Annotated in this window: 12 protein-coding genes and 3 tRNA genes; 5 read left to right on the forward strand and 10 right to left on the reverse strand. The window is 42.8% G+C overall.

Going from position 1 to position 15610, the window contains the following annotated elements; all coding sequences use genetic code 11:
• Positions 1–21: 21 nt before the first annotated feature.
• Positions 22–2034, reverse strand: a complete 2013-nt coding sequence (locus tag ACGTIC_RS13565; protein WP_162816289.1) for a sigma-54-dependent Fis family transcriptional regulator — start codon at positions 2032–2034, stop codon at positions 22–24.
• A 146-nt stretch (positions 2035–2180) separates the two neighbouring features.
• Entirely contained in the window at positions 2181–2384 is a 204-nt protein-coding gene (locus ACGTIC_RS13570; RefSeq protein WP_059075608.1) for a helix-turn-helix domain-containing protein, read from the reverse strand.
• Positions 2385–2990: 606 nt separating this feature from the next.
• On the opposite strand from ACGTIC_RS13570, the gene ACGTIC_RS13575 reads away from it, so the two are divergent.
• The gene (locus tag ACGTIC_RS13575; RefSeq protein WP_113856335.1) at positions 2991–4238 is read left to right on the forward strand and encodes a M20 family metallopeptidase; all 1248 of its coding nucleotides are present in this window, start codon (positions 2991–2993) and stop codon (positions 4236–4238) included.
• 230 nt (positions 4239–4468) lie between these two features.
• On the opposite strand, the gene ACGTIC_RS13580 is transcribed toward ACGTIC_RS13575, so the two are convergent.
• From ACGTIC_RS13580 to ACGTIC_RS13590, 3 genes are all read right to left on the reverse strand, one after another.
• On the reverse strand, positions 4469–4729 hold the full coding sequence (locus ACGTIC_RS13580; RefSeq protein WP_113856336.1) for a Txe/YoeB family addiction module toxin: 261 nt from the start codon (positions 4727–4729) through the stop codon (positions 4469–4471).
• Positions 4722–4985 (reverse strand): type II toxin-antitoxin system Phd/YefM family antitoxin, encoded by a 264-nt coding sequence (locus ACGTIC_RS13585; protein ID WP_075582448.1) that lies wholly within the window; start codon positions 4983–4985, stop codon positions 4722–4724. Before ACGTIC_RS13585 ends, ACGTIC_RS13580 begins: the two co-directional genes overlap by 8 nt.
• 152 nt (positions 4986–5137) lie before the next feature.
• Positions 5138–5770, reverse strand: a complete 633-nt coding sequence (locus ACGTIC_RS13590) for an NAD(P)-dependent oxidoreductase (protein ID WP_113856337.1) — start codon at positions 5768–5770, stop codon at positions 5138–5140.
• 208 nt (positions 5771–5978) lie between these two features.
• Between ACGTIC_RS13590 and ACGTIC_RS13595 the strand changes: the two genes are divergently transcribed.
• From ACGTIC_RS13595 to ACGTIC_RS13610, 4 genes are all read left to right on the forward strand, one after another.
• Entirely contained in the window at positions 5979–7886 is a 1908-nt protein-coding gene (locus tag ACGTIC_RS13595; RefSeq protein ID WP_113856338.1) for a sigma 54-interacting transcriptional regulator, read from the forward strand.
• A 605-nt stretch (positions 7887–8491) separates the two neighbouring features.
• Entirely contained in the window at positions 8492–9688 is a 1197-nt protein-coding gene (locus ACGTIC_RS13600) for a CaiB/BaiF CoA-transferase family protein (protein WP_059076602.1), read from the forward strand.
• A gap of 25 nt (positions 9689–9713) precedes the next feature.
• The gene (locus ACGTIC_RS13605) at positions 9714–10616 is read left to right on the forward strand and encodes a hydroxymethylglutaryl-CoA lyase (protein ID WP_059076601.1); all 903 of its coding nucleotides are present in this window, start codon (positions 9714–9716) and stop codon (positions 10614–10616) included.
• Between the two features lie 69 nt (positions 10617–10685).
• A complete protein-coding gene (locus tag ACGTIC_RS13610) occupies positions 10686–11960 on the forward strand; it encodes an SLC13 family permease (protein WP_113856339.1) in 1275 nt (424 codons plus the stop codon).
• A 97-nt stretch (positions 11961–12057) separates the two neighbouring features.
• On the opposite strand, the gene ACGTIC_RS13615 is transcribed toward ACGTIC_RS13610, so the two are convergent.
• From ACGTIC_RS13615 to ACGTIC_RS13635, 5 genes are all read right to left on the reverse strand, one after another.
• Positions 12058–13473: a Na+/H+ antiporter NhaC family protein gene (locus ACGTIC_RS13615; RefSeq protein WP_113856340.1), complete on the reverse strand. Its 1416-nt coding sequence runs from the start codon at positions 13471–13473 to the stop codon at positions 12058–12060.
• A 19-nt stretch (positions 13474–13492) separates the two neighbouring features.
• Positions 13493–14854 carry an amidohydrolase family protein gene (locus ACGTIC_RS13620; protein WP_162816290.1) on the reverse strand — a complete coding sequence of 454 codons (1362 nt, stop codon included), beginning with the start codon at positions 14852–14854 and terminating at the stop codon, positions 13493–13495.
• A gap of 277 nt (positions 14855–15131) precedes the next feature.
• Positions 15132–15217, reverse strand: a tRNA-Leu gene (locus ACGTIC_RS13625).
• Positions 15218–15232: 15 nt separating this feature from the next.
• A tRNA-Phe gene (locus ACGTIC_RS13630) sits at positions 15233–15308 on the reverse strand.
• Positions 15309–15313: 5 nt separating this feature from the next.
• Positions 15314–15390 (reverse strand) — tRNA-Asp (locus ACGTIC_RS13635).
• Positions 15391–15610 lie beyond the last annotated feature (220 nt).

Raw genomic sequence — 15610 nt, forward strand, 5'->3', positions numbered from 1 at the left:
TTACATATATTGTTATCACCATTAATACACTTTACTTTTTTCAATATGGTATTGTTTCATCTTTTTATAAAGAGTCGGTCTGCTGATACCCAATAATTTTGCAGCTTGGGTAACGTTAAAATCATATTTTTTCAAAGCCCGGCAAATACCTGTCCGTTCCGACTCATCCCTGCCGCTCGGATGTGCCGTTTTTCTTTGCATATGCTGCATTTGAACCGGTAATGAACTTTCTTCAATCCAATCGCCCTGACTAATAAGAAGCGCTCTTTCTACAGTATTTTCAAGCTGCCGGATGTTTCCCGGCCATGAATATGTATTTAGAACATGCAATGCTTCTGGTGAAAATCCACGTACTCGTTTGCCATAACGCTGACTATATATATCTAAAAAGAAGTTGGCTAACTGTTCAATATCTCCATATCGTTCCCGTAAAGGCGGCAATAAAATAGAAAAGACATTCAATCGGTAATACAAATCATCTCTGAATGTATGATTCCGTATTTTTTCTTCTAAATCCTGGTTTGTTGCAGAAATAATCCGTACATCAATCTTTATAGGTTTCCGGCTGCCAAGACGCAGTACTTCTTTAGATTGAAGTACCCGTAAAAGCGATACCTGTACATCATAGGGCATATCACCAATTTCATCCAAAAATAATGTTCCTCCATTTGCTAATTCAAATTTACCTGGATGTCCATTTTTATCAGCACCTGTAAAAGCTCCCCGTTCATATCCAAACAGTTCACTTTCAATAAGGGTGCGAGGAATGGCGCCACAATTTATAGCAATAAAAGGGCCATCTGCCCGTTTACTGGCGTTATGGATTGCCTGCGCAAACATTTCTTTCCCGGTACCACTTTCCCCTAATATCATAACAGCCGTATCGTGAGGTGCTGCAATACATGCCAGTTTTTTAGCTTTCTGCATGGCATCAGAGGAACCAATAATATTTTCAAACTGAAAATGCGGCTGGGTGTACACAATCCGTGTAGCCGATTGTTGTATCCACTGCCTTTCCTTAATACGCATCAGGTAATTGGTCTCATGAGTCATATTTACGGTAATATACAGAGAATGGCGGTTCTGTCTTCTAGTTCCATCTTTATCGACATTAGACATAACAGACGAATATTCCCGGTCAGTACTTGCCTTTTTATATACCTCATCCATATCAAACCGGCCATGTACATAATCACGTATATTAGTTCCTATCAGCTTTTTCTTATCCTGCTGCAGCCCCAGCATCTTGATGGCACGATTATTGACAATAATGATACGTCCCGATTTATCAAAATATACAATTCCAAAATCAATGTCTTCAACAGTTTGATCCAACTCAAAATTTTTATTTTGAACAAGCTTATTCAGTTCTCTCATTCTTTGGTTCGATGCCACAAGAAATAACTGCTGATTGATTGCCTCTGCTGCCAATATTGCCAATCCCAAGGTATGAATATGGCTATCCCACCAATGACCAGAAATAGCAATATATCCAATAATACTTTTTGTTTCTATATCTATAATAGGACAAGCAGCCCCAGCGAGATTATCATCAATGGGAGAAGCATGTTCCGTAGATACAAGAATAAACGGCTTCTTTAAAGTGTATACCATATGGAATAAGCCACAATACGGTCCATGTTCTCCCCGGTCCGATCCTTCCACGAGACCTGTTGCCCGAAGTTCCTCAATCATATCTGGAGAACCTATCAGTTTTAAAATAATGCCATCTGCATTTAATAATGTCAGCCAAAAAGATTTCTGATCCAGAAAAGACAATATCTTTTTCATGTATGGAACTGCTATTTTCATCAGCACCTTCGATTGTTCCTGACATTTTTTTAAATCATGTACCACTGGCTTTTTCTGATATGCTTCACGAAACCCTGATTCATAAGACATTTTCCATCCCATAAGGATCTCGCTTCGTACACCCGTTATCCCATTCATATTTCCTGTAGAAAAAAATTGCTCGCGCATCTCAGCAACATGCAATATATGCGCTGGAGAAAATAAATCTTTAATCGAATCCATAATCATAAAGACACCCCAACCTTATGCTTACAAAATATCATTTATCGTATCTCATATACATATATTATAAGTTGGCAGTATAGCTTTGTCTATCCTAATAAAAAGAACCCTGTCAGCAGTTCCCCTATTTGCTGGCAGGGTTCTTTCTATTCATCTTTCAGGCCTGTAATGTAATCCAGGGACACGTTATAAAAACGTGCTAATATAATCAACTTCTCCACAGAAATTTTTCGTTTTCCTAATTCATACATACCGTATGCTTCCTGTGTGCAATTTAAAAGTTTAGCAACTTCTCGTTGAGATAATTTTCGTTCCCGCCGCAATATTCGCAGTCGAGCATAGTATTCCATATATCTTTCCCCACCCTCCTATAATTATCTTAATTTAGTATAATACATTTTGCATAGTTTTGCAAAAACATTATCTATACGTTTTTCTTATTGCTTTAGGAGGTTCAATTTTTCTCGCTTATATTAATAAAGATATCCTACTTTTTATTATAAATATTTAAGTATTGTGTCGCATTTTTTCTTCTCAACATATAGACAAAATACATATTTTCGCCATATAATCTATGTGTTATAATCATTTTCCGTAAAGTGCAGTATTATATTATGTTTATTTATGCTAATCAACATTAATATTTATATATTTTTAAAACAAATACTAGATACAAATCTATTTCATACGATGTTTATTTCGGTGATTTATCAATCAAAATATAATTATATTATCATCGCAATTCATTGATATCCGGAAAGACATTCAAAGTTTTTATACACGAATGAGTTCCGATAAATATTTCTAAAATAAATGATAAAAAAATCATCCATTTGTTTTCTCTTTACTTTGATATATACCGTGATATAATAAAGTTGCCTATAGCAAAACAAATATTTTATTTAAAAATATTTGCTAAAAGGCTGAAAATATTTCGAGAGGGGCTGTCTTTTCCAATGATTAATGTAAAAGCGTTAGCAGATGCTCACTATGATGAATTAGTTAAATTGCGTCGTTATTTTCATGAACATCCGGAATTGTCCAATGTAGAAGATGCGACATGTGATACAATCCAGAAAAAACTGGAAGAATATGGAATCCGCACGGAAGTCGTGGAACATGGCGGTGTTTTTGGTTTCATCGATAATGGCCCTGGTAAAACTGTTCTGATGCGTGCCGATATTGATGGTCTTCCTATTCAGGAAACAGAAACCAATCTGAATCAGAAACGTGTATGTGTTTCCAAAAATCCTGGTGTAATGCACGCCTGCGGTCATGACGGCCATATTTCTATGCTGCTCATAGAAGCTAAAATCCTGCAGGAAATCAAAGACCAGTGGTCCGGACGCGTCATTTTCATGTTTGAACGAGCCGAAGAAGGCTCCGATGCGACACAGCACCTCATGCCGTACCTGCTCAAACAGAATATCGACTACTGTTACGGTACACACGTCCGCTGGGATGTTCCGGCTGGCAAAATCAACGTAGAAAAAGGCGCTGCCATGGCTGGCGGCTTTGCCTTCCAGATTAAAATCAAAGGCCACGGCGGCCACGGTTCCCGTCCGGACCTTTCGCAGAGCCCGATTGACTGCTTCCATGCCTTCTATGGTAATCTGCAGGCCCTGCGCATGCGCGATGTCAATCCGCTGGAATGCCTGACCTTATCCATCGGCACCGTTCAAGCTGGCTCTGCGTATAACGTCATTCCGAATGAACTCTTCTTCGGCGGTTCATCCCGTTTCTTCAGCTATGAACATGCCGGGAAAAAGTTCTATGATGATTTCCTCAAACTTCTCAAGAACGAATGCGATAACTACGACTGCACTTATGAACTGGTCCGCATGAAACAACCACTGCTGGAAGTACGCAATAATCCGGTCTGCGGAGATTATGCCCGCAAGGCCGTCGCCAAATACCTCGGTGAAGACGCTTTATACGATGTAGAACCGTGGATGGCTTCCGAAACCTTTGGTCTGACTTTGTCCCTCTTCCCGGGAGTCTTTACGTTTACCGGCATTGCCAATAAAGAAAAAGGCTGCGGCGGAAACCATCATACCCCCCAGTTTGATATTGATGAAGAAGGCCTGCGTGCCGGTGTCGTTGCCGGTGTCGGTTATACTCTTGAAATGCTCGCTGCCAAACCGGAAATCGAATTCAAACAGAATACAGAAGATCCGGTACAGCTCGGCCTGCGTGGTATGTAATTCACGGCGAATCACCATAAAAAAAGTGGGGCTGTAACAAAATGAGCTTTATGAGCTCATTTTGTTACAGCCCTCTTTTAGTTTTCAGTTTGTAGTGGATAGTTTGTAAAAAGGATACGATAAAATAAAAGTTTTTCTTCAAACTTCAAACATCAAACTTCAAACTTTTCAATAAACAAGATGGCATATGTTTGCAAATGGTATTATGTTACAGCCAGTTCCTGTCTGATTTATTTTTTATAATGGTAACGACAGGCTAAAATATTAATAGTTTCCTCTTCTATGTTATAAATTAACCGATTTTTTTCATTGATCCGGCGACTCCAAAAACCTACCAGCGGTCCTACCAGTGGTTCTGGCTTACCAATCCCCGTATTGCCATTGCGGCTGATATTCTGAATCAACTGATTGATCCGTTTTAGCGTTTTCCTGTCTTCTTTCTGCCAATACAAATAGTCCTGCCAAGCATTATCCGTAAAGAGTTTATTCATCATCAGGCTCCAGCAATTCATGCATCCGGCTCTTTCCCGTTTCTAACTGCTGTTTTGATTCCATCAGCCAGCGATAGTTTTCTTTATTTCCCAGAACATGAATATTTTCCATCAGATTATTATACATATCTTCAGACAGGACAATGACATTCTTATTTTCCTTGCGCGTTACAACGAGCGGTTCATAATCTTCCACGATTCGATCCATATGCGCCTTCATGTGGTCACGGAATTGAGTATAATTGACAGCCATCATTTCAATCACTCCCTTTAATTTGATTATAACGTACGAATTTCTGTACGTCAATAAATAGGAATATATCATGAAAAATCCCCTCTTACAGGAAAATCTATAAGAGGGGAGGGTAAGGAGCAGGATGGCTATTCCTGCGTTATATTCAAAATGTCTCAGGCACGAACGACGGAGATGCGCTGCTTAATATGCTGGCCCTTTTCGATTTCATCGACCATGGCAATAGCATAATCAGCATAGGAAATAATCGATTCATTTTTGCTGTTCAGTTTGAATTCTTCTCCAGCAAGGATGTATTTTCCTGTCCGTTCCCCATCAGCCTGGAAATCTGCTGCCGGGCTGATATATGTCCACTTGACATCCTTGCGCAGGCGAAGTTCTGCCAGCGCCTTGCCCATAGCCGTGGCCAGCGGTTTGAAGGCATCGGGGAAATCTGGTGTATCGACGAGCTGAGTCGTATGGTCTGGGTCAACATAGAGCGAACCAGCACCACCGACGATGAGCAGCCGGACATTCGTCCCGGAAAGGATATCGGCCAGATGAGCGGTCGTCGTCGAATGTCCCGGCAGTGCTTCCGGCGTCCAGGCCCCAAAGGCATCGACGACGGCATCGAAGCCCTGCAGGTCTTCTTTCGTCAAAGCAAGGATATCTTTCTTAATATACGTCTTGGCTGGCGTTTCATTGATATCATGACGACCAAAGGCAACTACTTCATGACCTCTCTGTAAGGCTTCGGCAATAACTTTTTTGGCAACGCGGCCATCGGCTGCTACAACTGCAATTTTCATAGTATGTGCTCCCTTCTGAGAAGCCTGGCTTCTCACGACCTAATGTATTTGATGTAATATTTTTAATTACTTCTTACAAGTGATACTATACCAGGTTCTCTGATTAATGTCAACTTTTTCATTACATTTAATCCATATTTAATTTTTAGAAATTTCATGCTATACTACAGGTGTGTGATAAGTCGGAATACAGGGAAAAGAGAATATTATGACACAGATACTTTTAATCTCCCCGTCAGAAATGCTTGCAGAACAAATGAAAACTATTGCTGAGGAACGCGGCATAGGAATTGAAACTTGTACAGCAATTCTTGAAGAAGCAGAAAGTATTGCTATCGATGCAATAAAAAGAGGCATCAAGGTTATCATCAGTCGTAGTGGCATGGCCTTTTTATTAAAACAAAAATGCCATATTCCCGTTGTAGATACAAAGCTGACTAGCGGCAGTTATATCAATGCGTTTGAAAAAATCCGTATGGTCAATGGTCCAGTAGCATTTTTCTCTATCGATAAAATTCAAGATAACGTTCGTTCTCTTTGCTATTTTCTTCATGTGGACGCCAACTACTACTATTTCAAGGATACGGAAGGTGCCCAGGCCGCCGTTAAGCAGGCCATAAAAGACGGTAATATCTTCGGTGTTGGCGGCGTCCTGACAAAAAAATTTGCAGAGAAATTGCAACTGGATTACTATACGTTGGAAAATACGCGGGAAGACATTGAAACGGCTTTGGATACGGCTCAGCAAATTCTACAATCCGTTTTGGAAGGAGAACGACGCAATCATATCTTGCAATTGCACTTAAAACGATATGAAACAATCTTTAACTATACTCACGACGGCATTATCGCTATCGATAAAAAAGGTAAAGTTGAAGTAGTAAATAAGCAGGCTGATGATATTCTTCCATTAAAAAATAAGCCATACGAAGGCCGTCATATTGAAGAAATTCTCCCAGAGACAAAACTACCTTCAGTCCTGCAAAATGGCAATAAAGAATTAGATGAACTGATGAAAATCGGCAACGTGATCATCAACACCAACCGTGTTCCTATTATTGTCGATGGAGAAATAGAAGGCGTCGTCGCTACCTTCCGGGACATAGAATCTATCAAAAACAGCGAACAGAAAATCCGCAGCAGCCTCCATCGCAAAGGGTTGGCTTCCCGCTATCGTTTTGCCGATATGATTGGAGAATCCCGCGCTATCCGCCGTGCCATCCGCATCGCCAAAAGCTATGCCCATACGAATTCCAATATTTTAATATCTGGTGAAATCGGAACAGGAAAAGAAATGTTTGCTCATGCGATTCACCATGAAAGCAACCGCCGCAATAAACCATTTGTTACCATCAACTGTACTAATTATTCATCACAAGCGTTACAAGCCGATCTCCTCGGGTATGAAAACGGTTTTTCCCCCTTTGGTATCAAAGGGAGTAAAGAAGGGGCATTTGAACTGGCTCATGGAGGTACGTTGTTTCTTGATAAAATAGGAGACTCCCCACTAGAAGTCCAGTCCTTATTGGCCCGAATTATTGATGCCAAAGAGGTACGACGGATTGGCGGCGACAAGGTCATTCCCATTGATGTCCGCATCATTGCTTCCACCAGTCATAATCTGACTAAAGATGCCAGCCAGGGCCACTTCCTAGAAGAACTCATGTATTCACTCAGTGTGCTTACTTTGCACATTCCTTCTCTTCATGAAAGGGACATGGATTATGTACTATTTTGTGATACCTGGTTTCATCGCAATTTTGGAGCCGATTACGTTCTATACAAAAAAAAGATTGATATTATCGTTCACTATTTCCAAGGATATGAGTGGAAAGGAAACATCCGCCAACTATCGAATATAATAGAACGGATCAGTGTCTTGTTAAAAAATGATATGACCGTAGAGGAAATCATATCCACTCTGCCCCATGGAGGAAACGAACTGATTCGGAATCAGAATGTAACATTAGGCAAATGGACTCGCTCATCTATTGTCGAAGCATTGACAGCCAGTCATCTTAATATATCCAGAACCGCCCGAATGTTGAATTGCAGCCGCAGTACATTATATAAAAAGATGAAGGAATTAAACATAAAAGTCAATAATATCCGATAGATTTATAAATATAGTATCAAAGGCATAAAGACACAGATTTTTCAGGAAGCATCCCGACAGTAGGAATGTCTGCATATCCACTATTCCAACCAATATTTTATACGTTTTACTTGAAGAAGGAACCATAGCAAGACGAAATTTTGATTTGTTTTGTTATGGTTCCTTCTTTTTATATACATATTTCTTTAATGCAATTACAGCATATTCATTAAAATAATCCCAACATATCATCAGTTTAAAAGTTTCCATTAAATTTTTTTCTTTTCTAAACAAACTGTACAAAAAATGTATTGAGCATTTTGTACAATAATGGCCATTAGTCAACATATTTGCAGTCGTTTGCACGATTACTTTATTTAAAGACAGTGCTTTATTCAATTTATTATAACTTTATGATATTTACACATTGATACACAATAATACATTTTAATGCATTTTTGTACAATTACATAAATCTATTACATTTGATAATATCGTAAATGCAGTTATATAATGAACTCGTCAAAAGGAAATCCAAAATACATATGTCCGGACAATTAACGTAAATGGGTTTCCAAACTTATCACACAAATTTATTAAAACTGTATTCCCGAAGGTGATTAATTATGACTAAAAAAGCATTAGAAGATATCGTTGTACTTGATTTGACCCGTGTTCTCGCTGGTCCGTATTGCACAATGATGCTAGCTGATTATGGTGCCAAGGTAATCAAAATCGAAATGCCCGGAAAAGGTGATGACACTCGCAGTATGGGGCCGATTAAAAACGGAGCCAGCATGTATTATGCCAATGTAAATCGCGGCAAAAAAGGTGTAACGCTGAACTTAAAACCTGAAGAAGGCAAAAAAATCTTTAAAGAAATGGTTAAAAAAGCCGATGTCGTCGTTGAAAATTACCGTCCCGGCGTCATGGATAAATTAGGGGTCGGTTATGATGTGCTGAAAGAAATCAATCCCCGCATCATCTATGCCGCCGTTTCCGGTTTCGGCTGCTACGGCCCTAACCATAAACGTCCTGGCTATGATATCATTGCCCAGGCTACAGGCGGCCTCATGAGCATCACCGGTGAACCGGGCGGCCATCCGCTCCGTGTCGGCAATGCAATGGGTGATGTACTTGGTGGAATGAACCTCACAATCGGCATTCTCATGGCACTGCATGCAAGAGAACTGACCGGGAAAGGCCAGCGTGTTGATGTCGCTCTCGTCGATTCTGTCGTATCCAGTCTGGAAATCGGCATCCAACGGTTCTTCGCATCGGGCAAACAACCGGAACTCATGGGCAACCGCTATGCATCCGCTTATCCCTATGACTCCTTCAAAGCCAAAGACGGTCTCTTCGTCATCGGTTGCGGTAACGATAAGCTCTTCACTCTGCTGTGCAATAAAGTCCTGATGCAGCCGGAACTACTGGAAGATCCTCGTTTTGTAACAAATATCAAACGTTGTGACCACCATGCAGAACTCAAACCCATTATCGAAAAATGGTCTTCTCAATATACTATTGATGAAGCTGTCGAAAAAATATTAGCCGCAGGTGTACCGGCCGCACCAATAAACGATTTGCCTAGAATCACTACTGACCCCCATATTGCTGGAGCCCGTGAAATGTTCGTTCCTCTCCATCATCCGGTTATCGGCGATATGAAAGTAAATGGCAACCCGGTGAAATTGATGGATACAAAAGTAGATATCAGTGTTCCAGCTCCCGCACTTGGTCAGGACAATGTAGAAGTGTACGGCAAGGTGCTAGGTCTTACAGAAGACGAAGTTAAGCAGCTACAAGATAAAAAAATTTTGTAATGTCCAGTGAGGAAGTGTATATATCATGACACAAAAAATAAATTTTGTTGAAGTCGGTCCCCGCGATGGCTTCCAGAATGTAAAAGAATTTATTCCTACAGAAGAAAAGTTGAAAATAATCGATATGCTCATCGACGCTGGTGTCAAATCCATGGAAATCGGATCCTTCGTCCATCCCAAAGCCATCCCCCAGATGAAGGACATCAAAGAAGTCGTCACGAAAACGTTAGAAAAACACGGTGATGAAGGCATCGATTTCTTCGCTCTCGTCCCTAATCTCTATGGTGCTAAAGCAGCTGCAGCCTGTGGTTTAAAAAAAATCGATACGGTTATTTCCGTCAGCGAATCTCACAACAAGGCAAATATCAACCGGACCGTAGAAGAATCTCTACAAGGGCTGGCAAAAATTCGTGAAGAATTACCCGATATAGATATTATTCTCTCTATGGCTACAACTTTTACCTGTCCCTTTGAGGGCATAACCCCCGTAGAAAATGTATTGCGCATCATCCGCCGAGGCGTACAGCTGGGTATTCACAAATACTGCTTAGCCGATACAATTGGTCAGGCTGATCCTAAAATGGTCCGCGATACTATAGCAATTGTAAAAAAAGTATTCCCAAACGAATATTTTGAAGTGCACATCCACGATACCCGTAATATGGGCGTAGCTTGCACGCTAGCAGCGATTGAAGCTGGAATTCCCAATGTCCAGGCCGCCTTGGGTGGTCTGGGAGGTTGCCCCTTTGCACCAGGTGCTTCCGGTAATGTCGCCTCAGAAGACTTAATTTACATGTTCAATGCTATGGATATGGAAACGGGTATTGATTTTGATAAGATGCTTGCTGCCGCAAAATACGAAACGACGATCATAGACGGAAATTTCAGCAGCCACCAGATTCATATTGGTGAACCTTGCTCTAAATAATTTTACATTATCCCCTAGGTTCTGCCCGGATACATATAATCTGGGCAGAACAGAAAGGAGTTGTTCATCATGAGTATGGATTTATTAGCAATTATCCTATTTCTCGTGGCGATTATATTAGCATTTGTCCGTCATGTCAACATTGGTATCGTAGCCTTAGCAATGGGCGTAATTTGTGTACGAATCTTTGGACTAACGGATAAAAATTTAATCAGCGGTATCAGCAGTGGTATGTTCTGCACCCTGGTTGGGATTACACTCCTGTTCGCCATTATCAAACAGACTGGTGCTCTGGATTTGCTTGCCAAAAAAATAGTCTCCAGTACCGGGAATCGTGTCTGGCTTCTCCCCATTACAATTTACATCGCTGGTTTCGTTATCGCCGGTGTCGGTCCTGGGGCAATTCCAGCACTAGCTATTATCCCTGCATTGGCTGTCACCACAGCAATTCAAGTAGGATATGATCCACTAATGCTTGCCCTGATTGGCGAATTCGGACTTATGGCAGGCCGAATGACCAGTATCACGCCTGAAGCCGCTATTATCACTAATGCCGCAACCAGCGCCGGATTTGGTGATGTCATGCCAACGGTATTAGTTTGCCAGACACTAGTAACGTTTGTTTACGGTATAGTTGTGTTCATTGTATTTAAAGGATATAAATTAAAAGCCCCAAAACAAAATTTGACAGATACAAAATTGCCCTCTTTCACCAGAGACCAAATTTTATCCTTGCTAGGAATCCCACTCATGTTATTACTTATGATTGGGTTCAAAGTAAATATCGGTTTGGCTGCATTCTTTGCTTCTGCTATTCTCGTTTTATGTGGCGTAGCTAAAGATGGAGAAGCCCTGAAAGCACTGCCATGGAGCACAATTATCATGGTTGTTGCCGTCGGTGCCCTACTCGGAGTAGTTAACAAAGTAGGCGGTATCAAGCTTATGAGTTCTGCTATTTCTTCTATTATGACCAGCAGTACAGCTGTACCTCTCATGGGTATCTCTGCTGGTTTGCTCAGCCTGGTCAGTTCGGCACTGGCCGTTGTCTACCCGACCATGATGCCTATGTGTCCTGATATTGCCGCCCAGGTAGGTGGAGTCAGTCCTGTTGCACTAATGGCAGCTGTTGGTGGCGGCGGTTCACTCGCCGGTCTCTCTCCTATGTCAACAGGCGGTGCCTTGATTTTGGCAGCATTAGGAACAAACTTAGACAATTTCACCTCTACGCAGCAAACAAAGGTATTTGTCAAATTGTTAATTTTTGCCGGCGGTGCCTTAGTCCTGCTTGCTATTATATCAGGTCTGACCTATGGTCCTATTGCCGACATGCTATATCACAGCTAACTTCCTATGCATGCATCCCATACGCTGTACACACATTAACGAAAAACGCGTATCAGTCAATGGCTGGTACGCGTTTTTCCGTTAGTATATATTCTTCTTACATGATGAATCCGCAGACAACATATAATACCATAGAAACACAGGCAAAGCCTATTACATAAGGCATCTGTGTCTTGATATGGTCCATGATGTTACAGCCTGATGTAGCGCAGGACATGATGGTCGTATCAGAAATAGGCGAGGCATGGTCACCAAAAATGGATCCGCCAAACATGGCTCCTGCCGTAAGAGGAATGCTTACACCCATATTAATCGCCATAGGGAGGGCAATAACGGCCATGATAGCCATTGTCCCCATGGATGTCCCCGTTGCAAAAGACAAAATCATGGCGATGATGAATGTCAGAAGCGGCAGGAGAGACGGTGTAAGGAACTGCATAAAGATAGACGACAGATAGGCACCGGTTCCCAGCTGTTTTACCAGAGGGCCCAATGTAAAAGCCAGGCACAGGATGGTGGCAATGCCAAACATGGTGCACATGCCTTTCAGTATTTCACTGGTCAATTCTTCCAGAGTAAATACTTTTTCCACAAGGCACATGACGGAAATAGAAAGTACTGATAAGACCGATCCCCAAAGCAATGCCTGCATGCCAGCGCCTTTGGTGAGGTTGCCCGAACCGGTTACGTAGAGGACACCGATAATGGTCACAATCATGACGACAATGGGCACAATCATGTTGGCCAGATGCGGTTTTGCTTTAGGCGCCAATTTAGTCGCATCCTGGGAAGCATTGGCAGCTACATGGGACGGATCATCAAGAGAGCCCGTCTGAGACGCCCGTTCTTCCGCTTTTTTCATCGGTCCGAAATCGACAGGAGCCAGGCAGGAAATCAGGGCAAAAACGACAGCTATAATACAATAAAAATTCAAAGGAATGGACTGAAACAGAACAGTAATGGCCTGATCGGCAGGAACGCCGCCCGATGTCAGATAGCCTGTCATCGCCCCGAGCCAGCCACTGAGTGGCAGCAATACGCACCAAGGTGTCGATGTGGTATGAATGAGAAATGCCGCTTTTTCATGAGACACTTTCATGCTGTCATTGAGGGGGCGGGCAATAGATCCTGTGACCATACAGCTCAGCGAGCCGGACGTGAAGATGACAATCCCCAGAAGCCAGGTAAAAAAGGCTGCCGCTTTTTTGGAACGGATGATGCTCTTTTTGCGGACCATAATATCGACGAAACCTTCGATACCGCCGGACCGTTCAATGAGATAGAGCATCGCCCCGATCAGGAGCAGGGACATGATAACAATCGTATTGCCATTGCTGGCAAAGGTCTTTACGACATTATAAAAGGTTGCATTAATCCCCGTAAAAATATCCGGACTGAGCGTCATGCTTGCCATGAAAATCCCGACCAGGAGAGCGATAAACACATTTCGTATAGCCAGAGCCAGTACAATTGTCACTAGCGGTGGTATAACTGATAGAAAACCATATTCCATACTATATTTCCCCCTTAAATTATTTACGGACAGAACGTCCCAGATGCCACTGGGTCACCTGACAATCCTGGGCTGCCACCTGGCCGCCGAGCAGGACATGTGAAATCCCCCTGCCCGGCAGAACCGGATTCTCAAAGGTCGCTCCGTCGGCAATGACGTGAGGATTAAAAATGACAACATCGGCATCAGATCCGGCTGCCAGATTTCCCTTGTGGGAAATACCCATGCGCGCCGCCGGCATAGCCGTCATTTTGCGGACGGCTTCGTACAAGGAGAGTTTTCCTGTGCGGACAAACTGGCTGAATACGCGGGGAAATGCCCCGGCCGCCCGTGGATGTCCCTGTCCATGATTCAGGATACCATCGCTGCCAATCATGACACCGGGATTGCAAAGTGCCATATCAACTTCCTGCTCTCTCATGACAGAACAGACGGTGAGATATTCCGGGTGGGTCCGGCGCACTTCTTCAAACATCGCCTTCGTACAGCGCCGTCCCTGATAAGTTCCTTCACAAATCTGCACCACATCATAATCGCAATGGTATCTCTGAAGCCACCCATCATCATACGTCGTCGAACCGATTGCCGTAGAAAAGGCATAATAGGGATAGCAGTCACAGGTCACGTCGAGACCGTTCAGGCGATAGGCATCGATCATCTGCAAAAACTCTTCCATCTGACCGAATGCCGCCATGGATCCGATGTGGGACACTTCCGCCGGCAGTCCCAGTTCGCAGGCCACATCAAGAAATTCCCGGCCCGCTGCAAATATGCCTGCCGCATCATCCCGGACATGGGCTGCGATAAGTCGCCGGTCTGACACGCAGGTCCGGGCCGTCGTCACAAATTCCCGGCGGTCGATTCCTGGCACATAGCGCATCCCATAGGAAATACCAAAACAGCCAGCATCCAGTGCCTGCCGACAAAGCGGCACCATGGCCTGCAGTTCATCATCTGTCACATGACTGTACTTATCCGTATGACCGACAGCTTCCCGGAGCCAGCTGTGCCCGACCAGGAGAGCCACATTAACGGGAGCTCCATCGCGGTCCACGATATCCAGATACTGTATAGGATTATAGCGGTTAACACCACATTCACCGCCCAGGACCGTCGTCACACCCATGCGCAGCATACAGCCGAAAATGGCGTTGTTTTCGTTCTGTTCCAGAGTGCCCTGGGGCGTTACAAAATCTTCATGCATGTGGATGTCGATAAAGCCCGGAGATACGACCTGACCTGCCGCATCAATGATCGTATCGGCTTCCGGTTCCTCCGTTGTCACACCCAGCACGTGATCATCCTCCAGCACCAGATTCAGTTTCGCCTGTACCGCATTAGCCGGATCAATGAGAAGGCCATTTTTAATCAGGGTTTTCAAAAAATCACATTCTTTCCCAGAAAACACGATGCGCATTAAAAACGATAATGATTCAACCGTGTTTATATATATTTTTTCATTTATAAGCCTTGAAATTATTTTTATCTTAGCACGTATCACGTTTTATGACAATAAAAAATGCCCCCAATGGCGATAAAAAAATACGATGCACTCAATCAAAAAACTGAATGAATATAATTCCTGGCAGAAGCAGATTATTCCACATACACAATAAAAAAGGTTTCCAGTAAATCTACTGAAAACCTTCGCTATCTGTTGGTGCGGTCGATGGGACTTGAACCCATATGAACTTACGTTCACTACCCCCTCAAAGTAGCGCGTCTGCCATTCCGCCACGACCGCATATGAAATTGTTTGTGGTGCTCAGGGACGGAATTGAACCGCCGACACGGGGATTTTCAGTCCCCTGCTCTACCGACTGAGCTACCTGAGCGAATATGGCGACCTCGATCGGATTTGAACCGACGATCTTCGCCGTGACAGGGCGACATGTTAAACCGCTACACCACGAGGCCGTTTCCACTTCCAGTTCCGAGGCCTGAGTGCCTCGAACAAAAAGAATTGTATCATGTATCGCGCACTTTGGCAAGTACTTTTTTTAGTTTTTTTCATTTTTTTGGTGAAAAGAACCATTTTTCCTCTAGGTAAAGAACTTATAATGATGTATAATAAGGACGGTCCGCTATTTACAGGATTCTTACATGAAGTACCCGGACTTTTTACAAATAGATATTA

The organism is Megasphaera hexanoica, from assembly GCF_043520715.1.
Classification (GTDB): domain Bacteria; phylum Bacillota; class Negativicutes; order Veillonellales; family Megasphaeraceae; genus Megasphaera; species Megasphaera hexanoica.